Source organism: Streptomyces sp. PL-25 (assembly GCF_058344915.1).
On the sequence record NZ_CP136997.1, the window covers coordinates 1645152 to 1668435 of the forward strand.

Genomic DNA, 23284 nt, shown 5'->3' on the forward strand with positions numbered 1-23284 from the left:
GACCCTACCTCCCTGAGCCCCCCGGGGTGACATTCGGAGACCCCCCTGAACGGCACGGCGGCCCGTACCCGGCAGTAGGGGTACGGGCCGCCGCGGCCCCGCGTCCGATTCACTCCATTTCGCTACGGAGTGTCAGTGCGCGTTGACCGCATTCATCACTCTTTCGTGCAGGCCCCGGCTCACTTGTCGAGTGCCGCGATCGCCCGCCGCACGAGGGCGGCCCGATCGGCCTCCGAGAGGAGGTGGTCCAGACCGAATCCGAGCAGCACGGTGCGGCCCGTGGCGACCGCTCCGTACGTCCGGAAGAGGACGCCGGTGCGGGCCCAGTCCTTGACGACGGCCGGGCTGCCCGGCGGCGGTCCCGGCACCCGCCAGGGGCCGAGGGACGTCTCGAAGCCCTCGGTGTCGCGCGCGGCGCCGCCGACGACGAGCGAGGCGTCGTCGGCGAGGACGCCGTGGCCGCCGGTGCCCGGGTCGGTGACGTAGGCGAGGGAGACCTCGACCGTCCGTCCCGCGTACGCGCTCAGGTCGAAGCTCACCTGCCGCCAGCCGCCGGAGGAGCCGGTGAGGCTGTGCCACGCCCCGCTCGTGCCGTGCGCGGCGCAGCCGCCGGTGCCCGGCGTCAGATAGTGCTTCAGCCAGGGGTGGTCCTCGATCAGGAACCCGGCGCCGCACTCGGCGGGCACGGTGGCGCTCGTCGCGCCGCCCGCCTCCGGGAGCGTCGTCCAGTCGTCGGCGCCGGTGTGCGCCTCCAGCAGCGCGTGGTCGTAGCCGCGCTCGGTGTCCCACAGCAGACGGGTGCGCAGGGCGGGCCGGTCCGCCGCGGTGACCTTGGTGAGGTCGACGGTGCGGGTGAGGCGCTTGTAGGCGTCGTCGGTGTGCACGGCGGCCGCCATCCCGGTGCCCGCGTAGGGGCCGTACGGGTCGACCGTCCCGGCGAACCGTCCCGCGCCCGCGCTCGCGAACTGCGGGTACTCCTCCGGCGGCAGCTGCTCGGAGGTCACCTCGTAGGCGCCGGCCCGGTCCAGCGGGTGGCCGGGCGTGTCGCCGAGCGCGCCGGAGAAGCCGGCCAGCGGCCCGGAGCCGGTGAAGCCGGTGGCGCCCGGCGTCGGGGTGTGCGAGAAGGCGCCCAGCCAGTACTGGCCGAAGTCGTCCGAGAGGCTCCCGCCGCCCAGGTCGACGCTGCCGCCGGCCTGCTCGCCCGCCTCGATCAGCCTGCCGCCCTCGTTGAGATAGGCGCGCAGCCGGAGTTGGGTGGCGTTGCCCGGTCCGGGGGCGCCCGAGTAGTGCACGACCGTGCCGAAGTGCTTCAGTACGCCGAGCGCGTCGGGCGCGCCCTGGGTCGCGACGTCCCAGACGGCCGCCGTGCGCCCGGCGGACCGCAGCGCGTCCACGTACGCGCGCGTCCGTGTGGCGGGCGCGCCCTCCTCCGCGACCACGAGGGTGTCGGCGCGCGGGCGGCGGGCCACGGTGTAGGTGAAGTGCGCGCTCGCCGTTCCCGCTCCGGACCCTGAAGCGGACGCGGGAGTGGGGGGCGCGGGAGTGGAGGTGGGCGCGGGCGCGGTGCCGGCGCGGCCGGTGAACCACACCTCCACCCGGTCGCCCGGTACCGCGCCGTGGACCCGGGCCCGGTACTCGTCGAAGTAGAGGTGGTCGGCGCCGCCGTAGGTCGTGCCGCCCTTCCAGGGGCGCAGGGCGCGCACCTGGGTGCGGCCGCCGTTGACGCGGTAGCGCAGCTCCTTGTCCCGCACCGACCTGCGGGCGACGACCGAGACCTCCTGGTCGGCGCCGCGCGCGTACGACGTGCCGAAGGCGGCCGGGGTGAAGTCGGGGGCGTCCAGGCCGACCGGTGAGCTCGGCCGGTCGGGGTGGGCGGCGGTCTCGGCGACGGCGAGCGCGAACGGGAGGTTCTTCTCGAACTCCCGCTCGATCAGTTTCTCGTCGTCCGGGAAGTCGAACACCGACCGGCAGTCGGCGGCGTTCCAGGCGTCGTCCGGGTCGGCGTCCGAGGCGGTCTCGCAGGTCGACATCTCAGGGGTGAACATCGCCGTGCCGTTGACGTTGGCCGCGTGGCCGTCCGCCTCGCCGTTGGTGGTGTACAGCTCCGAGGACAGCTGCGAACGGTAGCCCGGGATCGCCGGCCTGTCCGGGGTGCCGGCCAGCGCCTTGTAGAGGACGTCGTCCGGGGTCGGCGTGGCGACCTGCCAGCCGACGCCGTAGAGGAGCAGTTCGGCGGCCGAGTGGTAGTTGACGGCGTACCGGAACCCGATGCGCTTCTCGAACCGGTCGAGCGCCCGCGTCTCCGGCTCGGAGGCCGGGGCCGGGCCGCGGTACGTCTCACTGGCCGGTCCCGGCGACGAACCCTCGTCGTCGTAGCCCCACTTGTACGGGAAGTTGCGGTTGAGGTCGACGCCGTCGCCGCTGGAGATGACCCCGTCGCCGTTGTTGTCCCTCAGGTTCTTGCGCCACAGCCGGGTGCTGTCGTCCTGGAAGGTGTAGTCGTAGCCGTCCGGGTTGGCGGAGAGGACGAACCACAGCTCGGTGGTGTCGACGATCTTCCTGATGCGCCGGTCGGTGCGGTAGTGGTCAAGGTAGTGGTGCATCAGCCGGCGGGTCGTCTCCGGCGTGATCCACTCGCGCGCGTGCTGGTTGGACACGTAGAGCACGGCGGGTCTGGCGCCGTCCGGCGTCCGCCGCGCGCCGCTGGTGAGCTTCAGCGCGAGGATCTCCTGGCCGCGGACCGTCCTGCCGAGGGAGACGACCTTGGTGAGGCCGGGGTGGTCGCGGGCGGTCGCCTCGATCTCCTCCGCGAGCCCGCCCCTGCCGCTGTAGGGCCGGAAGACGCCCTGCCCGGCGGCGCGCACCCGCCGCTGCGCCGTGGAGGCGAGGTCGTGCTCGGTGAGCCGGACGCCCTGGGCGCGCAGCTTCCCGGCCTGGGCGTCGGTCAGATACAGCTCGACGGGTGTGCGGCCCTTCTCGGCCGGGCGGTGCCCGAGCTCATGGGCGTCCTGCCCCGCCTTCAGCAGCAGGGGCAGCTGCTCTGCGGTGACCTCGGCGCGGAAGACCTTCACCTCGTCCGGGTGCGGCCCCGGTGCGCCCCCGCCCTGCGCCTGGGCGGCGGGCGTCAGGCCCGCTCCCGCGAGCAGGAGCGCGGCGACGGCAAGGATCGATCTCGCTCGGTGTCTCATGGAACCCCCCGGCGGTGGTCCGCCACCATGGCGCATGCCTGCCAGGTTCATGTCACTTGGGGAACGGGTCAAGGATGCCTCTTGAGTCAGGGGAACGGGTGCGAGGGGCGGGAGGGGGCGACCGGTGCCCACCGGCAGTTGTCTCCTCGGCGGCACGCGGCCCCGGCGTACGGGGGCGGCGGAGCGCGACGACGACTGGGAGCGGCGGCCGGCCGCCGGCTATCTCCCACCGGCCCGGCCGGACCCGGGGGGACGGGCAGATCAGCCGGGCTCGGCGCGAGAGGCTGGCCGGTCGCCCCCGGCGGGAAGAGCGAACCGGTCGGGTCCGGCACAAGAAGAGGAAAGCCGGCCGCGCCGGGGGCGAGAGAAGAGCCCACCGGGCCCGCCGGTCAGGGCGCACCGGCCGGGTCCGCACCGAGGGCAGGAGCGCTGACCGCGCCCGGTGTGAGGGGAGAACCCAACGGACCCGCCGGTCAGGGCGCACCGGCCGGGTCCGGCGCGGCGAGAGGAGCGCCGGTCGCCCCCGGTGGAAGGGGAACGGGCCCGGCCAGGGGGCGGGGGCCGGGCGGGGGCACCGGGCGAGGTGTGCCGCGGCACGTGGCCCGGTGGCGCCCGTGTCCCGTCCGGGCCGGGCCGGGGCCCGGCCGCTCTCGCGGGCGGGCCCTGCCGCGCGGCGCACCCGCTCAGCCCGCGAGGTTGTCCGCCAGCTCCTCGCTGAGATTGGCCTCCGTGCCCGGGATGCCCAGGTCTCCGGCACGCTTGTCGGCCATGGCCAGCAGTCTGCGGATGCGCCCGGCCACGGCGTCCTTGGTCAGCGGCGGGTCGGCGAGCGCCCCCAGCTCCTCCAGGGACGCCTGCTTGTGCTCCATGCGCAGCCGCCCCGCCGCCGCCAGGTGCTCGGGCACGTCGTCGGCGAGGATCTCCAGGGCGCGCTGCACCCGGGCACCGGCCGCGACCGCCGCGCGGGCCGAGCGGCGCAGGTTGGCGTCGTCGAAATTGGCCAGCCGGTTCGCCGTGGCGCGGACCTCGCGGCGCATCCGCCGCTCCTCCCAGGCCAGCACGGACTCATGGGCACCCAGACGCGTCAACAGCGCGCCGATCGCATCACCGTCACGGACGACCACCCGGTCCACTCCGCGGACCTCGCGGGCCTTGGCGGCGATGGAGAGCCGACGCGCGGCGCCGACGAGGGCGAGCGCGGCCTCCGGTCCCGGGCAGGTGACCTCCAGGGACGAGGAGCGGCCGGGCTCGGTGAGCGAGCCGTGCGCCAGGAACGCCCCGCGCCAGGCGGCCTCCGCGTCGCAGGTGGCCCCCGAGACCACCTGCGGGGGCAGGCCGCGGATCGGCCGGCCCCGGCCGTCGACCAGGCCGGTCTGCCGGGCCAGCTGGTCGCCGCCCGCGACGACCCGGACCACGTAGCGCGAGCCGCGCCGCAGGCCGCCGGGCGCCATCACGATCAGCTCCGAGCTGTGCCCGAAGATCTCCAGGATGTCCCGCTTCAGACGCCGCGCCGCCATCGCGGTGTCCAGTTCCGCCTCGATCACGATGCGCCCGCTGACCAGGTGGAGGCCGCCGGCGAACCGCAGAATGGCGGAGACCTCCGCCTTCCTGCAGCAGGTCCGGGTGACGGGGAGCCGGGAGATCTCGTCCTTCACCGCTGCCGTCATCGCCATGGGCCGATCCTTCCATGCATCCGAAAAATACGGTCGTACGCGGCGGCCAGCAGCTCCGGGTCGTGCCGCGGAGTTCCGTCCCTCCGGGCGACCGGCGCCAGCTCGACCGCGGCGCCGAACCGCTTGGCGGCCTCGGTGAGGACGTCGCGGTCGGGCACGGCGGCCTCGTCGGCCAGCACCACGTCCAGGGCGAGTTTAGGGGCGTGTCGTCCCAAAACCTCCAAATGACGCTGCGGGGAGAAGCCGGCGGTTTCTCCCGGTTGCGGAGCGAGGTTCAAGGAGAGCACCCGGCGGGCCTTGGTCTCGGTGAGCGCGTCGAGGAGCTGCGGCACCAGGAGATGCGGGATGACCGAGGAGAACCAGGAGCCGGGGCCGAGCACCACCCAGTCGGCGTCCAGGACCGCCTCGACGGCCTCGGGGACGGCGGGCGGGTCGTGCGGCACCAGGTGCACGGACTGCACCTCGCCCGGGGTGAGCGCGACGGTCGCCTGGCCGCGGACGGTGTCGACGTCCTCGGGCCGCTCCGGGTCGTGCCCCCTGACCAGGGCCTGCAACTCCAGCGGTACGGCGGACATGGGCAGCACCCGGCCGTGCGCGCCCAGCAGCTTGCCGACCAGGTCGAGAGCCTGGACATGGTCGCCGAGCTGCTCCCACAGGGCGACGATCAGCACATTGCCGACCGCGTGGTCGTGCAGGTCGCCCTGGGAGGTGAAGCGGTGCTGGATGACGCGGGCCCAGGTCTGGCCCCAGTCGTCGTCGCCGCACAGCGCCGCCAGCGCCTTGCGCAGGTCACCGGGCGGCAGCACGCCGAGTTCGTCGCGCAGGCGCCCGCTGGAGCCGCCGTCGTCGGCGACGGTGACCACGGCGGTGAGGTCGCCGGTGATCCGGCGCAGCGCGGCGAGCGAGGCGGACAGGCCCATGCCGCCGCCGAGGGCGACCACCTTGGGCTGGGCGCCGCGGCGCCGCGGCCGGGCGCCGCGCGCCTCGGCCGGCCGGCTGGCCGCACCGGCCGCCAGGCGGCCCGCGCGGCCCTCGGGGACCACACGGCGCAGCCTGCTCAGGCGCGGAGTACGTCCGGTCACTCGCGCCCCATGTCCCGGTGGACGACGACCGTCTCCACGCCCTCGGCCGCGAGTCGCGCGGCGAGCTTCTCCGACATGGCCACCGAGCGGTGCTTGCCGCCCGTGCAGCCGATGGCGATGGTCACGTACCGCTTGCCCTCCCGGCGGTAGCCGGCCGCGATGAGCCGCAGCAGTTCGGCGTAGCGGTCCAGGAACTCCTTGGCGCCGGGCTGGTTGAAGACGTAGCCGGCGACCTCCTCGTTGAGCCCGGTGTAGGGGCGCAGCTCCGGCACCCAGTGCGGGTTGGGCAGGAACCGCATGTCGGCGACCAGGTCGGCGTCGACCGGCAGGCCGTACTTGAAGCCGAACGACATCACGGTGGCCCGCAGCTCGGGCTCCTCCTCGCCGGCGAACTGGGCGTCCATCTTGGCGCGCAGTTCGTGCACGTTGAGGCTGGAGGTGTCGATGACCAGGTCGGCGTCGCCGCGCAGCTCGCGCAGCAGCTCCCGCTCCGCGGCGATGCCGTCGACGATGCGGCCGTCGCCCTGGAGGGGGTGCGGGCGGCGCACCGACTCGAAGCGGCGCACCAGGGCCTCGTCGGAGGACTCCAGGAAGACGATCCGCCGTGTGACGTTGCGGGCCTCCAGGTCCGCGAGGGACTCGCGGAGGTTGTCGAAGAAGCGGCGGCCGCGGACGTCGACGACGACGGCGATGCGCGCGACGTTGCCCTGCGAGCGGGCGCCCAGCTCCACCATGGTGGGGATGAGCGCGGGCGGCAGGTTGTCCACGACGAACCAGCCGAGGTCCTCCAGGCATTTGGCCGCCGTGGACCGGCCGGCCCCCGACATGCCGGAGATGATCACCAGTTCGGGGATGGCCGCCTCGGGGACGCCTGCCGTGTCGATGCCCGTACTCACCTGTGCTCCGTGGTCCTGGTCCGGCTGCTGCCGGTCCTCCTGCGCCGCGTCGTGCGTGCCGTCGTGCGGCGCGCCGTGCGCGGTGTCCTGTGCGGCGTCGTGCGCCGGTACCCGTGACGCCGTGCGGGTCTGTTCGGGTTGCTCCGTCCGCGCCTGTTCTCGTGGCGCGGCGGGCTGCTTCTCGTGCTCCGTCATGTCTCCTGCCCCCGTCGTTCGGCCGGACCGCCCGTGGGCACCGGCTGCTGTGCGGTGCCCGGCGTCGTCGCTCCGGGCTCCGTCTTCTGCGCGTCTTCTGCGTCTTCTGGGGATCCTGCGTCTTCCACGATCTCTCCGGTCGCCGTGTTCACGGCGGGTGCGGCCGGGGCCGCCTGGGCGAGGGCCACGGCGATGGTCTCGGCCGTCTTGCGGCCTATGCCGGGCACCTCGCAGATCTGGTCGATTGTGGCGGACCGCAGTCTCCTCACCGAGCCGAAATGCTTGAGCAGCGCCCGCTTGCGTGTCTCGCCGAGGCCGGGCACCTCGTCCAGCGGGCCGGCCCGGAAGCGCTTGGCGCGCCGGGTGCGCTGGTAGGTGATGGCGAAGCGGTGGGCCTCGTCGCGGACACGCTGGAGCAGGTACAGCCCCTCGCTGGTGCGGGGCAGGACCACCGGGTCGTCCTCGCCGGGCAGCCACACCTCCTCCAGGCGCTTGGCCAGGCCGCACACGGCGATGTCGTCGATGCCCAGCTCGTCCAGGGCGCGGCGGGCGGCGGCGACCTGAGGCCGGCCGCCGTCGACGACGACGAGCTGCGGCGGGTAGGCGAACCGCTTGGGGCGTCCGTCGTCCTCGGTGAGGGCTCCGACCGGGCCGTCGGGCGTGTCGTCGGGGGCCTTCGCCGGGCGCGCCGACGGCGACGCCGGCCGCCGGGGCGGCCGTCTCCGTGGGCGCGAGGGCGGGCACTGCGGTCTCACTGTCGGGCGCGCCCGCGCTCTCGCCGTCGGCCCACTCGCCGGTCCGCTCCTTCTCCGCCAGATACCGGCGGAAGCGGCGGGTGATCACCTCGTGCATGGAGCGCACGTCGTCCTGACCCTCGAAGCCCTTGATCTGGAAGCGCCGGTACTCGCCCTTGCGCTGGAGTCCGTCCTCGAAGACGACCATGGAGGCCACCACGTCATCGCCCTGGAGGTGGGAGATGTCGTAGCACTCGATCCGCAGCGGGGCGCTGTCCAGGCCGAGGGCGTCGGCGATCTCCTCCAGGGCCCGCGAGCGGGTGGTCAGGTCGGAGGCGCGCTTGGTCTTGTGCAGGGCGAGCGCCTGGAGGGCGTTGCGCTGCACGGTCTCCATGAGGGCCTTCTTGTCGCCGCGCTGCGGGATGCGCAGGGACACGCCCGCGCCGCGGCGGCCGGTGAGCCACTGCTGGACCGGCTCCAGAGGGTCGGGCAGGGCGGGGACGAGGACCTCCTTGGGGACGGCGTCGCCGGTCTCCTCGCCGTACAGCTGCTGGAGGGCGTGCTCGACCAGGGCGCCGGTGGTGACCTCCTCCACCTTGTCGGTCACCCAGCCGCGCTGGCCGCGCACCCGGCCGCCGCGCACGTGGAAGATCTGCACGGCGGCCTCCAGCTCGTCCTCGGCGACGGCGATGAGGTCCGCGTCGGTCGCGTCGGCGAGCACGACCGCGCTCTTCTCCATGGCCTTCCTCAGAGCACCGATGTCGTCGCGCAGGCGGGCGGCCCGCTCGTACTCCATCTCCTCGGCCGCCTCTGTCATGCGCTGCTCCAGGCGGCGCAGATAGGTGCCGGTGCGGCCGGCCATGAAGTCGCAGAACTCCTCGGCCAGTTCCCGGTGGTCCTCGGCGGAGATCCGGTCGACGCAGGGCGCCGAGCACTTGCCGATGTAGCCGAGGAGGCAGGGACGGCCGGTGCGGGCGGCGTTCCTGAAGACGCCGGCCGAGCAGGTGCGCACCGGGAAGACGCGCAGCAGCAGGTCGACCGTGTCGCGGATGGCCCACGCGTGCCCGTACGGGCCGAAGTAGCGCACGCCCTTCTTCTTGTGGCCGCGCATGACCTGCACGCGCGGGAACTCCTCGTTCATCGTCACGGCGAGGTAGGGGTAGCTCTTGTCGTCCCGGTACTTGACGTTGAACCGGGGGTCGAACTCCTTGATCCAGGAGTACTCCAGCTGGAGGGCCTCGACCTCGGTGGACACCACGGTCCACTCCACGGACGCGGCGGTGGTCACCATCGTGCGCGTGCGCGGGTGGAGGTTCGCCAGGTCCTGGAAGTAGTTCGCCAGGCGCTGGCGCAGGCTCTTCGCCTTTCCGACGTAGATCACCCGGCGGTGCTCGTCGCGGAACCTGTACACCCCGGGGGTGTCCGGGATGTCTCCCGGCCTGGGGCGGTAGCTGGAGGGGTCGGCCATGTCTCACACCCTACTGGCGAGCGGTGACAGGGCGATGAGCCTGTGGACAACCCCGCGCAGCCGCCCGGCCACCCACCGGACAAATGTGCGACTACCGGCTGTGACCAGGCTCCTTCGCACGGTGCCAGGACCGGTCCGTGAGTGAGGCCCGGGTCCGGCGGCGGGGTGCGGACTCGGCCAGGAGTGCCTCCGGCCGGGCCGCAGGTGTTGTCGGGACTTGGTCAACACGCTTCAATGCGGGGGAAGTCGGGGCCCGCGGACGACGGTCGACGGACGTGCGCGCACGCCGGCGGCTCCCACGTCCCTGCCCGCGGGCGGCCCCGGCGATCCGCGCGGACGGTCCGACCAGCCGTCGCCCGTCTCACACAGAGAGGCCCGTGCATGCTGTCGCACGCCCCCCAGCAGGAGGACGTCGCCACCGCGGAACTGGACACGGCCCTGCGGGGCGGTCCGTTCCATGTGGCGCTGCGCGCCGCGATCGCCGCCCGCGGGCTGCCGCTGCAACGCGTGCAGCACCATCTGTCGCGGTACGGCGTCAAGGTCGGGGTGACCAGTCTGAGTTACTGGCAGCAGGGCGCCCGGCGCCCGCAGCGCCCCGAGTCGCTGCGGGCCGTGCGGGCCCTCGAGGAGATCCTGCAGCTGCCCGACGAGTCACTGATCCGGCTGCTGGCCGAGACCGGGGAGCGTCCGGTCGCCCGGCGGTCCGGCGCCCGCTCCTACCGCTCCCTGGTCGAGGCGTCGGACGTCCTGCGCGGTCTCCTGGCCGAGCTGGACGCCCCGGTCGACGGCGGCTTGCAGTGCCTGGGGCACCACGAGCGGGTGGGGCTCGGCGCCCGCCGGGAACTGGCCTGGCGCGAGTCGCAGCACATCGTGCGCGCCCACCGGGACGGCGTGGACCGGTTCCTGGCCGTGCACCAGGGCGACCCGGAGTGCGTGCCGGAGCGGATGCGCGTGCACGCGCTGGAGAACTGCCGTGCCGGGCGGGTGCGCCGGGACCACGGGACGGGGGTGCTCGTGGCCGAGTTCCTCTTCGACACCCGGCTGCGGTCCGGGGACACCTTCCTGTTCCGCTACGCCGTGGAGGACGGCACGGCCGGGGTGTCCGGCGAGTATCTGCGCGCCTTCGACGCGGCGGGCGGGCAGTACGCCCTCCAGGTGCGGTTCGACGCGAGTGCGCTCCCGGTGCGCTGCCACCGGTTCGCCCAGCAGTCGGCGGCGGCGCCGCGCGGGGGCCGCCAGGAACTGGAGGTGAGCGAGCGGCACCGTTCGGTCCACCTGGTCGAGCCGCGGGTGCGGCCGGGGGTGGTGGGGATCGGCTGGGACTGGGAGTGACCGGCCGGGCCGCGCGGCGGCCCGGGGATCAGGCGCCGGGCCCCGCGACGATCTTGCCGCCGTTCGCGTGGACCGGGAGCGTGTCCAGCGGCGCCGTGGCCGGGGACCGCAGCACCTGGCCGGTGGTCGCGTCGAACTGACTGCCGTGGCACGGGCAGGTCAGCGTCGTCCCCTCCAGCTTGGTGATCGCGCACCCCGCGTGCGTGCAGACGGTGCTGAACGCCTTCAGCGTGCCGTTCCCCGACCGGCTGACGACCACGTTGTGGTCCGTGAACAGCTTGGCGCCGCCCTTGGGGATCTCGCTCTCGGCGCCGAGGTCGACCGGTGCCGTCGGGGCCGAGGCGGCACCGCCGCCCTCCGGCCCGCAGGCGGCGAGCCCGAGCCCGGCGACGGGTGTGACGGCCGCCGTGCGCAGGATCGTACGGCGGCTCGCGCGGGGACGGCCTGGCATGGGGACTCCACTGGTCGCTACTGCTCGCGGATTCGGGGCACCGCCGACGATACCCACCGCCGAGGGCCGGGCGGGGGGCGGGTCGGGGACGGCGGTGGGCGGTGGGCGGCCGGGGGTCGCCGGGACGCGCCCGGCGGCCGCCGGGGCGGGCCCGAGGGCTGCCGGAGCGTGGTCGCGGGCCTGTCGGAGTGAGCCACGTAAACGCTTGCGCAAGCGTTTACGCGGCCTTCCGGATGCGGTACGGTCCCCGCCACGGACACCGGCAGGCCACTCAGGCCACTCGGGAGGGGACGCGCGATGCCGACCATGGCCGACGTCGCACGGAGCGCGGGAGTCTCCGTGGCGACCGTCTCCCACGTGCTGAACGGCACCCGCCCGGTGCTGCCCCACACCCGCCAGGCGGTGCTCGACGCCGTGGAGCAGCTCGGCTACACGCCCAACGGCCTCGCCCGCTCCCTGGTCACCGCCCGTACCCGGTCCATCGGTCTGGCCGTCTCCGCCATCAGCAACCCGTACTTCACGGAGATCCTCCAGGGGGTCGAGGCGCACGCGCTGGAGCACGGCTACAGCCTGCTCATCGCCGATCCGCACGACGACCCGGTGCACGAGCGCAAGGTGGTCCAGCTCCTGCACGAGCGCCGCGTGGACGGCATGATCGTCGCCCCTTCGGCCCGGCCGGGCGCCCTCGTCGCCTACCTCGCGCGGCACGCCGTACCGACCGTGTTCCTGGACCGCCTGATCGACGCGGCACCGGGCACCGGGACGCCGGACGCGCCGGGCTTCGACCAGGTCTGCGCCGACAGCGCCGAGCCGACCGCGCTCCTGGTCACCCACCTCGCCGGGCTCGGCCACCGCCGGATCGGCCTGGTCGCGGGGCTGCCCGGACTGAGCACCACCCGGGAGCGGATCACCGGCTACCGGCACGGTCTCGCCGCCGCCGGACTCCCCCACGACGAACGGCTCGTCGTGCACGGCGACTCGGCGGCGGACGGTGGACGACGGGCCACCGCCGCCCTGCTGTCCCTGGCCGCACCGCCCACCGCGCTCGTCACGGCCAACAACGCGATGACCATCGGAGCGCTGCGGGCGCTGCGCGAGCGGGGCCTGTCCGTCCCCGGGGACCTGGCGCTGTGCTGCTTCGACGACTTCGACTGGGCCGATCTGTTCTCCCCCGGGCTGACGGCGATCGCCCAGCCCGGCCGGGAGCTGGGCGCGCGCACCGTCCAGGTGCTGCTGGACCGCCTGGCCGCCCCGGAGGCACCCGCCCGCACGGTGCGGCTGCCCTGCGCCTTCGTCCACCGCACGTCCTGCGGATGCCCCGCACAGCCCGAGGAAGGAACCGACTCGTGATCGTCGTCGCCGGTGAGGCCCTGATCGACCTGGTACCGCAGGGCGTGGGTGCCCTCGCCGACCTCAAGCCGGCGCTCGGCGGCGGCCCCTACAACACGGCGGTCGCCCTCGGCCGCCTCGGCTCCCCCGCCGCCTTCTGCTCCCGCACCTCGCGCGACGCCTTCGGCGAGGCCCTGCTGGACGGGCTGCGGCGGGCCGGGGTCGACGTCAGCGGTGTGCAGCGCGGCGGCGAGCCGACCACCCTGGCGGTCGCGACGGTCGGCGCCGACGGCTCGGCCGCGTACTCCTTCTACGTCGACGGCACCGCGGACCGCCTGTTCAGCGCGCCGGCCGCGCTGCCCGCCGGGACCCGCGCGGTGTCGTTCGGGACCTGCTCGCTGGTGCTGGAGCCGGGTGCGAGCGCCTACGAGGAGCTGCTGCGGACGGCGGCCGGCGCGGGCGTGTTCACGGCGCTGGACCCGAACATCCGCGCCGGGCTGATCCCGGACGCCGACGCCTACCGGGCGCGCTTTCGCGGCTGGCTGCCGTCGGTGACCCTGCTGAAGCTCTCCGAGGAGGACGCGCGGTGGCTGGGCGGCTCACCGCGCGAGTGGCTGGCCGCCGGGCCGTCGGCCGTCGTGGTCACCCATGGCGGCGACGGGCTCACCGCGCACACACGGGACGGCGCCGTGCACACGGTGCCCGGCGAGAAGGTCGCGGTCGTCGACACGATCGGCGCGGGCGACACCGTGAACGCCGCGCTGCTGCACGGTCTGGCCGCCCGCGACGCGCTCTCCCCGGAAGGGCTCGCCGGTCTCGGCGCGGCGGGCTGGACGGCGCTGCTGCGGTTCGCGGCGCGGGCGGCGGCCGTCACCTGCTCCCGTGCGGGCGCGGAGCCGCCGTACGCCTCGGAGCTCGGCGAGGAGTAGCGGAGCAGCGGACACGGGCGCGCCCACGCACATGCGGGCGCCCCGTGGGAGGAAGGTCCCACGAGGCGCCCGCGGTGGCTGTGCGGCGGCTCAGGCCTTGCGGGCCCGCGCGGTCTTCTTCGCGGGGGCGGCCTTCTTGCCCGCAGCGGCGGTCTTCGTCCTGGCCGTGGCCGTCTTGCGCGGGGCGGCAGCGGCCGCCACCGCCTTCTTGGCGGCGGACTTGCGCGGGGCCTTGACCGGTTCCGCGTCGCTGACGCGGTCGGCACCGAGGATCTCCCGCAGGAACTTGCCGGTGTGGCTGGCCGGCACCCCGGCGACCTGCTCGGGCGTGCCCTCGGCGACGACCAGACCGCCGCCCGCGCCGCCCTCCGGGCCCATGTCGATGACCCAGTCGGCGGTCTTGATCACATCGAGGTTGTGCTCGATGACGATGACCGAGTTGCCCTTGTCGACCAGGCCGGACAGGACCTTCAGCAGCTTGCTGATGTCCTCGAAGTGCAGACCGGTGGTCGGCTCGTCCAGGACGTACACCGTGCGTCCGGTGGAGCGGCGCTGGAGCTCGCTGGCGAGCTTGACGCGCTGGGCCTCACCGCCGGACAGGGTGGTCGCGGACTGGCCGAGCCGGACGTAGCCGAGGCCGACGTCCTTGAGGGTGTTCAGGTGCCGGGCGATCGCCGGGACCGCCTCGAAGAAGTCGGTGGCCTCCTCGATGGGCATGTTCAGCACATCGGCGATGGACTTGCCCTTGTAGTGGACCTCCAGGGTCTCCCGGTTGTACCGGGCGCCGTGGCAGACCTCGCACGGGACGTAGACGTCCGGGAGGAAATTCATCTCGATCTTGATGGTGCCGTCGCCCGCGCAGTTCTCGCAGCGGCCGCCCTTGACGTTGAAGGAGAAGCGGCCGGGCTGGTAGCCGCGGACCTTCGCCTCCGTGGTCTCGGCGAACAGCTTGCGGACGTGGTCGAAGACGCCGGTGTACGTCGCCGGGTTGGACCGCGGCGTACGGCCGATGGGCGACTGGTCGACGTGCACCACCTTGTCGACGAGGTCGTCGCCGTCCACGCGCGTGTGCCGCCCGGGGACGTTGCGCGCGCCGTTCAGCTCGCGGGCCAGGTGGGTGTAGAGGATGTCGTTGACCAGGGTCGACTTGCCGGAACCGGAGACGCCGGTGACGGCGGTGAAGACGCCCAGCGGGAAGGACACGTCGATGTCCTGGAGGTTGTTCTCCCGGGCGCCGCGCACCGTGAGCCGCCGGGACGGGTCGAGCGGGCGGCGGATGTCGGGCAGCGGGATCGCCTTGCGGCCCGACAGGTACTGGCCGGTCTGCGACTCCTCGTTGGCGAGCAGTTCCTTCAGGGAACCGCTGTGCACGACCTTGCCGCCGTGCTCGCCCGCGCCGGGGCCGATGTCCACGACCCAGTCGGCGACCTTGATGGTGTCCTCGTCGTGCTCGACGACGATGAGCGTGTTGCCCATGTCGCGCAGCCGCACCAGGGTCTCGATCAGCCGGTGGTTGTCGCGCTGGTGCAGGCCGATGGACGGCTCGTCCAGGACGTAGAGGACGCCGACGAGGCCGGAGCCGATCTGGGTGGCCAGGCGGATGCGCTGGGCCTCGCCGCCGGAGAGGGTGCCCGCTGCGCGGTTCAGCGACAGGTAGTCCAGGCCGACGTCGACCAGGAAGCGCAGCCGCTCGTTGACCTCCTTGAGGACGCGCTCGGCGATCTTCTTGTCGCGGGCGGTCAGCTTCAGCTCGCCCAGGAAGTCCGCGCAGTCGCTGATGGACATCGCGGAGATCTCGGCGATCGAGCGGCCCATGAGCGTGACCGCGAGGACGACCGGCTTGAGCCGGGTGCCCTCGCAGGTGGGGCAGGGCACCTCGCGCATATAGCCCTCGAAGCGCTCGCGGCTGGCGTCGCTCTCGGCCTCGCTGTGCCGGCGCTTGACGAAGGGCACGGCGCCCTCGAAGGGCGTGGTGTAGACGCGCTCGCGGCCGTACCGGTTGCGGTAGCGGACCTCGATCTGTGTCTTGTGGCCGTACAGCAGGGCCTTCTTGGCGCGCTGCGGCAGCCCCGCGAAGGGGATGTCGGTGCGGAAGCCCAGGGCGTCGGCGAGGGCGCCGATGAGCCGGCCGAAGTAGTCCTTGGTGTGACCGTGCGACCAGGGGTGGATGGCGCCCTCGTCGAGCGACTTGTCCTGGTCGGGGACGATCAGCTCCGGGTCGACCTCCATGCGCGTGCCGATGCCGGTGCACTCGGGGCAGGCGCCGAAGGGCGAGTTGAAGGAGAAGGAGCGGGGCTCCAACTCCTCGAAGGACAGGTCGTCGTGGGCGCAGTACAGGTGCTCGGAGTACATGCGCTCGCGCTCGGGGTCGTCCTCGGGGAGGTCGACGAAGTCGAGGACGACCATGCCGCCGGACAGACCGAGGGCGGTCTCCACGGAGTCGGTCAGACGGCGCTTGGCGGAGTCCTTGACGGTGAGGCGGTCGACGACCACCTCGATGGTGTGCTTCTCCTGCTTCTTCAGCGTGGGCGGGCTGGAGAGCTGGACCGTCTCGCCGTCCACGCGCGCGCGGGAGTAGCCCTTGGTCTGGAGGTCGGCGAACAGGTCGACGAACTCGCCCTTGCGCTCGCGCACCAGCGGCGAGAGCACCTGGAAGCGGCTGCCCTCCGGCAGCTCCAGGACCCTGTCGACGATGGCCTGGGGCGACTGCCGGGAGATCGGCCGGCCGCACTCGGGGCAGTGCGGCTTGCCGATGCGGGCGAACAGCAGACGCAGGTAGTCGTAGACCTCGGTGATGGTGCCGACCGTGGAGCGCGGGTTGCGCGAGGTCGACTTCTGGTCGATGGAGACCGCCGGGGAGAGGCCCTCGATGAAGTCGACGTCCGGCTTGTCCATCTGGCCGAGGAACTGGCGGGCGTACGAGGAGAGCGACTCCACGTAGCGCCGCTGGCCCTCGGCGAAGATGGTGTCGAAGGCGAGGGAGGACTTGCCCGAACCGGACAGGCCCGTGAAGACGATGAGCGAGTCCCGAGGCAGGTCGAGCGACACGTTCTTCAGGTTGTGCTCGCGCGCGCCACGGACGATGAGACGGTCGGCCACGCCGGTCCGCACCTTTCTTTGGGAGAAGTGACAGGGGCGGGGCCCCCGTGCTTCTTCAGCCTAGGGGGAGCCACTGACAACGCCGGGTGGGATTCCCGGATCCGCCCGGAGGGTCCAACAATCCCCGGCTCTCCAGCATGCCCGACGCCGCCGCCGACGATATCGCACGCGCTTTCGATTTGCGGCCGTGGTCCGCCTCCTTCACCCGAAGGTGTGACGCCGCTAGGGTCGGGCGCATGATGGATCACGCGCGTGACCTGGCGTCTGTACAGGAAGCCACCGAACGACTGCTCAGCGCGGCCGGCGCACTGGACAACGCGGCTGTGACCGACGAGTCACGGCTGCCCGGCTGGACCCGCGGCCATGTCCTCGCCCACCTCGCCCGCAACGCGGACGCACTCGTCAATGTCCTGGAGGGGCGTCCCATGTACGTCTCCGGCGAGGCGCGCGACGCGGACATCGAGCGCGACGCCCCGCGCCCGCTGGACGCGCACCTCGCCGACGTGCGCGAGAGCGCGGCCCGCTTCGGGCGGGTGGCGGCCGCGCCCGCTGACTGGTCGCGCACGGTGGAGCTGCGCAACGGCGTCACCGACAGCGCCTTTCGGGTGCCCTTCCGGCGCTGGGCGGAGGTCGGGCTGCACCACGTCGACCTCGGCATCGGCTACGAGCTGGAGGACCTGGGGGACGAGTTCACGGAGCGGGAGACCGACTTCCTCGCCCGGCGGTTCACGGGCCGTTCCGACGTACCGGCGACGCGACTGACGGACGGCACGCGCGCGTGGAGCACGGGCCGGGAGACCGACGCGCCGGAGATCACCGTCACGGGAGCCCCGGCCGACCTGCTCGGCTGGCTCGCCGGGCGGCGGGACGGCGCCGCGCTCACCGTGGCGGGCGGCGCCCTCCCGAAGCTTCCGCCGCTGTGACCGGTGCCCTGACCGGCGCCCGCGGGTCCGCGGGCCCGGCCCGCACGGCATAGGCTGACGGCCATGACGTACAGCGGAGAGGTGCGGGTCGGCGGCCCGGCGGACGTGCACGAGCTGAAGGACCTGATGATCACCAAGATCGCGGTCGGTCCGATGGACAACAACGCCTATCTGCTGCGCTGCCGGGCCACCGACGAACAACTGCTGATCGACGCGGCGGCCGACGCGCACACGCTGCTCGGCACGATCGGTGACGACGGCATCGCCTCCGTCGTCACCACCCACCGGCACGCGGACCACTGGCAGGCGCTGGCCGAGGTGGTGGCGGCCACGCGCGCGCGTACGTACGCGGGCCGGGACGACGCCGAGGGCATTCCCGTGCCGACGGACTTCCCGGTCGGGGACGGGGACACGATCAGCGTCGGGCATGTGCGGCTCACCGCCCGCCATCTGGTCGGGCACACCCCGGGCTCCATCGCGCTGGTGTACGACGACCCGCACGGACACCCGCACGTGTTCACCGGCGACTGCCTCTTCCCCGGCGGCGTGGGCAACACGCACCACGACAAGCAGGCGTTCGAGAGCCTGATCCACGACGTCGAGGCGAAGATCTTCGAGCCGCTGCCGGACGAGACCTGGATCTACCCCGGGCACGGCAACGACACCACGCTGGGCGCGGAGCGGCCGCATCTGCCGGAGTGGCACGCGCGCGGGTGGTGACCTCCCGCCCGGTGAGGGCTCCGCACCCCGTGCGAAGCCCTCACACACCGGCCGCCAGGGCCGCGATCCGCTCCACCGCGAAGGCGTACCCCTGCACCCCGCAGCCTGCGATGACTCCGTCGGCGCGCAGCGATACGTAGGAGTGGTGCCGGAACGACTCACGGCGGTGGACGTTGGAGAGGTGGACCTCCACGACGGGCATCCCGTCGCAGGCGTTGAGCGCGTCCAGGATCGCCACGGAGGTGTGCGAGTAGGCGGCGGGGTTGATCACGATGCCGCAGTGGCCGAGCCGGGCCTCGTGGATCCAGTCGATCAGCTCTCCCTCGTGGTTGGACTGCCGGAAGTCCATCGTGCCGCCGCACGCGGCCGCCGTCCTCTCGCACAGGGCCTGGATGTCGGCGAGGGTGTCGGAGCCGTAGATCTCCGGCTGCCGCTGCCCGAGCAGGTTCAGGTTGGGGCCGTTGAGGATCATGATCGGGGCGTTGGCCAGGGTGCGGGGCACGGTTCCTCCGGGTCCGTCGGGGCACGGCGATCGGCCGCGGTCCGCTGTGACCGCCGCCGGACCCGGTCTATCACGGGGCCCCGGACGCCCCGCCCCGGGCCGCCCTCCTCGCCCCCCTCGCCGTCAGGGGTTGATGGCCAGTTCCAGGTACGCCGCGAAGATCACCAGATGGACGCCGCCCTGGAGCGGGGTGGCCCGGCCCGGCACGACGGTCAGCGAGCTGACCACCACCGTGAGCAGGAGCAGCAGCATATGGGTGGAGCCGAGGCCGAGCACGAGCGGCCCGGAGAGCCATACGGAGGCCAGGGCGACGGCCGGGATGGTCAGGCCGATGCTGGCCATCGCGGAGCCCAGCGCGAGGTTCAGGCTGGTCTGCACCCGGTCGCGGCGGGCGGAGCGGAGGGCGGCGATGGTCTCGGGCAGCAGCACCAGCAGGGCGATGATCACACCGACGACCGCGTGGTGCAGTCCCGCGGACTCCACCGCGGACTCGATGGTCGGCGAGACGCCCTTCGCCAGCCCGACCACGCCGATCAGGGCGAGGGCCAGCAGTCCGACGCTGGTCCAGGCCATACGCGTGGAGGGGCGCTCCGCGTGGTCGTCGGCGGTGATGACGTCGCCCTGCCGGGTGATGGGCAGGAAGTAGTCGCGGTGCCGGACCGTCTGGGTGGCCACGAACAGCCCGTACAGGATCAGTGAGGACACGGCGGCGAAGGTGAGCTGCACACCGGAGAACTCCGGTCCCGGCTTGCTGGTGGTGAACGTGGGCAGCACCAGGCTGAGCGTGGCCAGGGTCGCCACGGTGGCGAGTGCAGCGCCGGTGCCCTCGGCGTTGAAGACGGCCGTGCCGTGCCGCAGCGAGCCGACGAGCAGGCAGAGCCCGACCACGCCGTTGCAGGTGATCATGACGGCGGCGAACACCGTGTCCCTGGCCAGGGTGGCGCTCTTGTCACCGCCGTCCAGCATCAGGGTCACGATCAGGGCGACCTCGATGACGGTCACGGCGATGGCGAGGACCAGCGACCCGAAGGGTTCGCCGACCCGGTGGGCGACCACCTCGGCGTGGTGGACCGCGGCGAGGACCGCGCCGGCCAGCACCACCGTGACCAGGACGACGACCGCTCCGGGCAGCCCCCGCCCCCAGGTGAAGACCAGCAGGACGACCGCGAGTACCGGCACGACCGTGGTCCACGCCTTGCCGAGCGCCCTGAACCGCGTGATCATGCTGCGATCGTCGCAGAGGCCGGCCGGGTTCGCATTCCGGTGGGCGCCCGGGACGGCGGCCCCCGCATCCTCGGGGCGCGGGGATCCGGACCCGGTCGCGGGACGGGGGGACGCTTCCCTGCGGCGCTCAGACATCGGCGCGGTCCTTGTGCGCGGCGTCCTCGCCCTGTCCTTCTCGCACCTCCTCGGTCGCGGCCTGCTTCCGGGTGGCCAGCAGGCTGGTGACGGTGGTGACGACCAGCACCGCGCAGATCACGCCGAGGGAGACCGGGATGCTGATCTCCGGGACGTGCACCCCGCTCTCGTGCAGGGCGTGGAGCACGAGCTTGACGCCGATGAAGCCGAGGATGACCGACAGGCCGTACGAGAGGTGGACCAGCTTCTTCAGCAGGCCGCCTATCAGGAAGTACAGCTGCCTGAGCCCCATCAGCGCGAAGGCGTTGGCGGTGAAGACGATGTACGGGTCCTGGGTGAGGCCGAAGATCGCGGGGATCGAGTCGAGGGCGAACAGGACGTCGGTGGTGCCGATGGCGAGCATCACGACCAGCATCGGCGTCATGACGCGCTTGCCGTTCTGCCGGATCCAGAGCTTGGTGCCGTGGTAGCGGTCGGCCACTCCGAAGCGGCGCTCGGCGGCCCTGAGCAGCTTGTTCTCCTCGAACTCCTCCTCGTCGCCGCCGGAGCGGGCCTCCTGGATCAGCTTCCAGGCGGTCCAGATGAGGAAGGCACCGAAGAGGAAGAAGACCCACGAGAAGCTGGCGAGGATCGCGGCGCCGGCGGCGATGAAGACGGCCCGCAGCACCAGGGCTATCAGGACGCCGACCAGCAGCACGCGCTGCTGGTACTGCGACGGGACGGCGAACTTCGCCATGATCAGGACGAAGACGAAGAGGTTGTCCACGCTGAGCGACTTCTCGGTGATGAAGCCCGCGAAGAACTCGCCCGCCGGCTGCCCGCCGCCGAAGAGGAACAGACCGAGCCCGAAGAGGCCGGCCAGGGCGATCCAGACGACGGTCCAGATGCCCGCTTCCTTGACGGACACGTCATGGGGCTTGCGGCCGATGAAGAAGTCGACCGCGATCAGCGCGGCCAGACCGACGCTGGTCAGGACCCACAGGTTGATGGAAACTTCCACTGCGCCTCCGGCTGTTGCACGGGCAGATGAGTCAGCGTCATCGCTGCCGGAGGTCTCTTCCACCCGGGACGGGCCGGCGCCCCGGGATCTGGTCCGATCCGTATTGACGGGCACGCCGCAGCAGATAGGGAGTACTCCCCTCCGTACGGAAAACAGTACCCGAATCACCAAGGAAAGGTAAAGAGGAAGGCAAAGAAAAGATCAAAAGCCCTGATCACCTTAGCTTTACCTGTGCTTGACGCAGGTGGCGCAGCCGGGGCGGCCGCCCGGCGGCCGGCTCACCGGCCCCAGTCGCGGCGCGCCGCGGCGACCCGCGCGAGCACCTGCTCGACCACCCGGCTCCCCGGCGGCACGAGCGGCGGCTCGTACGTCCAGGCGTGCCCGACCCACGGGTCGGCCAGATGGTCGTCGGGCACGGGGGTGAGGCGCATCAGCGAACGCCACAGCGGGTCGAGCAGCGGGCCGTAGGCGGCGGCGTCCTCCCGGTCCGCGACCAGCATCAGATGGACGCCCACGGCCGGGCCCTCGTCCGCCAGATAGCGCAACTGGGTCACGGCGCGGTCGTCGAAGCCGTGCGGGAAGTCGTGGACGATCAGCAGCTGCTCGGCGGTGTCGAGGTCCGGCGGCAGCGAGTCGGGCGCACCGGCGCGCACCGCCATCTGCACCAGGTCCACCCGCCGGGTGAGCCGGCCCAGCACGTCCGCGACCCCGGCGGCACCGGCCGCGGGGGGCGCCGCGAGCACGCCCGAGCGCACCAGGGGCGCGAGGGGTCCGGCTGCGGATCCGGCCGCGTCGACGACGTGGACGCCGAACTCTCCCGGCGGGTACACGGCGAGCAGGCGGGCCGTGAGCGCGACGGCCGTCTCCATCGCCAGGCGTCGTGACTGCTCGGCGTCGGCCGCCGTCTCGCCGGACAGCCCGGAGCGGCCGCTGTCGATCCACAGGCCGCGCTCCAGCGGCAGGCGGACCAGCAGGGGGATGCGCAGGCCGGGTTCCTCCGGCAGATGGAGGTCGCCGAGCCGCACGGCCATCGGGATCTCCATCGGCACGCGGTATCCGTGCCAGACCGGGTTGTCCCAGCCCGCGTAGGCGGGCGGCAGCGCGGGCTCGACCACCTCGGACTCGGCGGTGAGCTGGGCGAGGTCGCGGTCGAGGGCGGCCCTGGCCCGGTCGACCAGTTCCTCGTGCCGGGCGCGTGCCGCCTGCCGTACGGCGTCGGCCTGGCCGCCGATGCGGCTGCGCGGGTCGGACAGGGCCTGGTCCAGTTCCTTGTCCCGGCGCGCGTCGGCGAAGTCGACGGCGCTGCGGTAGGCGGCCGTGGTGCGGGCCAGGTCCTCGAACATGCCCCAGACCTGGTTGTAGAGGCGCTCCTCCATGGACCAGCCGGTCGCGTCGCCGGCCACGGGCCGCGCGGGCTGTCCCGGCTCCGCCGGGGGCGCGGCGGGTGCGGGCGGGGGCGGGGCCGTCGTCTGCCGTCGCGGGTGGCTGTAGTCGATGGGGCCCCCTGTCGTGGAGGCGGTGGGAGCCGTGGGGGCGGTGGGGCCTGTCGGGGCCGTGGGGCCCGCCGGAGGCGTGGGGGCGGACGGGGGTGCGTCGGCCCGGGACGGGGACGTCGGTGCCGGGCCGGTACCCGGGCGCGGCGGTTGCGCGGCCGGGGGCGCGGGGGTGCCGGTGGTCCGGCCCGCGTAACCGGGGGCCGGGGTCGCGGGGGCGGTTCCCGTGGCGGTCGGGGCGGCCGTGGGGTCGCCCGGTCCTGTGCCCGGGGCGGACGCGGTGGTCCGCCGGGAGCGCTCGCCGTCCGCCGTGCGCGGCGGCGGGGCAGCCACCGAGCGGGCCAGTCCACTGGCGACCGCCTCCTCGACGGTGCCCGCCAGCTCGCGGGCCTGGGCGAGCCCCTGGTCGGCCAGCAGCTCGGCGAGACCGTCGGCGTATCCCTGGCCGACGGCGCGTACCTTCCAGGCGCCCTGCCGGCGGTAGAGCTCCAGCGCGATCACGGCCGACTCGGCGTCCAGGCCGGTGAGGGTGTAGCTGGCGAGTTCGCCGCCGTCCAGGCCGGTGACGGCCACGAAGGGGGCGGCGACCGCGCCGAACCGGGCCGGGCCGTGACCGCCGCCGGGCAGGGCGAGGAGCACGTCCACCCGGTGCACCGTCTCCGGTACCGCGTCCAGGTCGACGGCAAGCCGGTGGTCGGCGGCCGCCTGGCGGGAGACCTCGATGCCGGGCAGCACCGGGGCGCCGGGATGTGCCACCCCGGCGGTGCCCGGGACCGTGCCCTGCTCGTCGCCGGTGGTGGCCAGGGCCACCACCGGTGTCCCGGCGGAGACCCGGATCTCCAGGCGCGTCTCGGGGAGCGGGTGGTTCTGCCCCCGCACCAGCTCGGCCGTCATCGCCTTCTCCCCCTGTG

Annotated in this window: 15 protein-coding genes and 1 pseudogene; 5 read left to right on the forward strand and 11 right to left on the reverse strand. The window is 73.4% G+C overall.

The annotated features are described in order from the left end of the window. Positions 1 to 179 precede the first annotated feature (179 nt). The 5 genes and pseudogenes from R4Z62_RS07340 to uvrC form a co-directional block, all read right to left on the reverse strand. Complete coding sequence (locus R4Z62_RS07340) at positions 180 to 3188, reverse strand: M14 family metallopeptidase (protein ID WP_491519373.1); 3009 nt, start codon at positions 3186 to 3188, stop codon at positions 180 to 182. Positions 3189 to 3871: 683 nt separating this feature from the next. Next, entirely contained in the window at positions 3872 to 4861 is a 990-nt protein-coding gene (gene whiA, locus R4Z62_RS07345; protein ID WP_018567608.1) for a DNA-binding protein WhiA, read from the reverse strand. Then, entirely contained in the window at positions 4852 to 5943 is a 1092-nt protein-coding gene (locus R4Z62_RS07350; RefSeq protein ID WP_064532319.1) for a gluconeogenesis factor YvcK family protein, read from the reverse strand. Before R4Z62_RS07350 ends, whiA begins: the two co-directional genes overlap by 10 nt. Beyond that, entirely contained in the window at positions 5940 to 7034 is a 1095-nt protein-coding gene (rapZ, locus tag R4Z62_RS07355; protein WP_064532322.1) for an RNase adapter RapZ, read from the reverse strand. The genes R4Z62_RS07350 and rapZ overlap by 4 nt, the downstream gene beginning before the upstream one ends. Further along, a pseudogene (gene uvrC, locus R4Z62_RS07360) lies at positions 7031 to 9236 on the reverse strand (excinuclease ABC subunit UvrC). Before uvrC ends, rapZ begins: the two are co-directional and overlap by 4 nt. A 384-nt stretch (positions 9237 to 9620) precedes the next feature. Here uvrC and R4Z62_RS07365 point away from each other — a divergent pair. Further along, on the forward strand, positions 9621 to 10568 hold the full coding sequence (locus R4Z62_RS07365; protein ID WP_064537298.1) for a hypothetical protein: 948 nt from the start codon (positions 9621 to 9623) through the stop codon (positions 10566 to 10568). 28 nt (positions 10569 to 10596) lie between these two features. Here the strand turns inward: R4Z62_RS07365 and R4Z62_RS07370 are convergent, their stop codons facing one another. Next, positions 10597 to 11019, reverse strand: a complete 423-nt coding sequence (locus tag R4Z62_RS07370; RefSeq protein WP_382846019.1) for a Rieske (2Fe-2S) protein — start codon at positions 11017 to 11019, stop codon at positions 10597 to 10599. 297 nt (positions 11020 to 11316) lie between these two features. On the opposite strand from R4Z62_RS07370, the gene R4Z62_RS07375 reads away from it, so the two are divergent. Both R4Z62_RS07375 and R4Z62_RS07380 read left to right on the forward strand, forming a co-directional pair. After that, positions 11317 to 12369: a LacI family DNA-binding transcriptional regulator gene (locus R4Z62_RS07375; RefSeq protein ID WP_491519374.1), complete on the forward strand. Its 1053-nt coding sequence runs from the start codon at positions 11317 to 11319 to the stop codon at positions 12367 to 12369. Further along, the gene (locus R4Z62_RS07380) at positions 12366 to 13277 is read left to right on the forward strand and encodes a carbohydrate kinase family protein (RefSeq protein ID WP_382846021.1); all 912 of its coding nucleotides are present in this window, start codon (positions 12366 to 12368) and stop codon (positions 13275 to 13277) included. Before R4Z62_RS07375 ends, R4Z62_RS07380 begins: the two co-directional genes overlap by 4 nt. Positions 13278 to 13367: 90 nt before the next feature. Here the strand turns inward: R4Z62_RS07380 and uvrA are convergent, their stop codons facing one another. Then, entirely contained in the window at positions 13368 to 16376 is a 3009-nt protein-coding gene (uvrA, locus tag R4Z62_RS07385; protein ID WP_355480809.1) for an excinuclease ABC subunit UvrA, read from the reverse strand. Between the two features lie 236 nt (positions 16377 to 16612). Here uvrA and R4Z62_RS07390 point away from each other — a divergent pair, with 236 nt between their 5' ends. Further along, positions 16613 to 17299 carry a maleylpyruvate isomerase family mycothiol-dependent enzyme gene (locus R4Z62_RS07390; protein ID WP_491519375.1) on the forward strand — a complete coding sequence of 229 codons (687 nt, stop codon included), beginning with the start codon at positions 16613 to 16615 and terminating at the stop codon, positions 17297 to 17299. A 63-nt stretch (positions 17300 to 17362) separates the two neighbouring features. Beyond that, complete coding sequence (locus R4Z62_RS07395) at positions 17363 to 18019, forward strand: MBL fold metallo-hydrolase (protein ID WP_491519376.1); 657 nt, start codon at positions 17363 to 17365, stop codon at positions 18017 to 18019. Between the two features lie 40 nt (positions 18020 to 18059). Here the strand turns inward: R4Z62_RS07395 and aroQ are convergent, their stop codons facing one another. From aroQ to R4Z62_RS07415, 4 genes are all read right to left on the reverse strand, one after another. Next, a complete protein-coding gene (gene aroQ, locus R4Z62_RS07400) occupies positions 18060 to 18521 on the reverse strand; it encodes a type II 3-dehydroquinate dehydratase (protein WP_491519377.1) in 462 nt (153 codons plus the stop codon). 123 nt (positions 18522 to 18644) lie between these two features. Continuing rightward, a complete protein-coding gene (locus tag R4Z62_RS07405) occupies positions 18645 to 19745 on the reverse strand; it encodes a calcium:cation antiporter (RefSeq protein ID WP_064532344.1) in 1101 nt (366 codons plus the stop codon). 127 nt (positions 19746 to 19872) lie between these two features. Further along, positions 19873 to 20880, reverse strand: coding sequence for a TerC family protein (locus tag R4Z62_RS07410; RefSeq protein ID WP_491519378.1), 1008 nt, complete (start codon positions 20878 to 20880; stop codon positions 19873 to 19875). Between the two features lie 278 nt (positions 20881 to 21158). Further along, a complete protein-coding gene (locus R4Z62_RS07415; protein WP_491519379.1) occupies positions 21159 to 23267 on the reverse strand; it encodes a TerD family protein in 2109 nt (702 codons plus the stop codon). Between the last annotated feature and the right edge of the window lie 17 nt (positions 23268 to 23284).

Coding starts and splice junctions, on each gene's coding strand:
- R4Z62_RS07395 (WP_491519376.1), top strand. CDS start 17,363: ATGACGTACAGCGGAGAGGTGCGGGTCGGCGGCCCGGCGGACGTGCAC.
- whiA (WP_018567608.1), bottom strand. CDS start 4,861: ATGGCGATGACGGCAGCGGTGAAGGACGAGATCTCCCGGCTCCCCGTC.
- R4Z62_RS07370 (WP_382846019.1), bottom strand. CDS start 11,019: ATGCCAGGCCGTCCCCGCGCGAGCCGCCGTACGATCCTGCGCACGGCG.
- R4Z62_RS07340 (WP_491519373.1), bottom strand. CDS start 3,188: ATGAGACACCGAGCGAGATCGATCCTTGCCGTCGCCGCGCTCCTGCTC.
- R4Z62_RS07390 (WP_491519375.1), top strand. CDS start 16,613: ATGATGGATCACGCGCGTGACCTGGCGTCTGTACAGGAAGCCACCGAA.
- R4Z62_RS07405 (WP_064532344.1), bottom strand. CDS start 19,745: ATGATCACGCGGTTCAGGGCGCTCGGCAAGGCGTGGACCACGGTCGTG.
- rapZ (WP_064532322.1), bottom strand. CDS start 7,034: ATGACGGAGCACGAGAAGCAGCCCGCCGCGCCACGAGAACAGGCGCGG.
- R4Z62_RS07415 (WP_491519379.1), bottom strand. CDS start 23,267: ATGACGGCCGAGCTGGTGCGGGGGCAGAACCACCCGCTCCCCGAGACG.
- R4Z62_RS07375 (WP_491519374.1), top strand. CDS start 11,317: ATGCCGACCATGGCCGACGTCGCACGGAGCGCGGGAGTCTCCGTGGCG.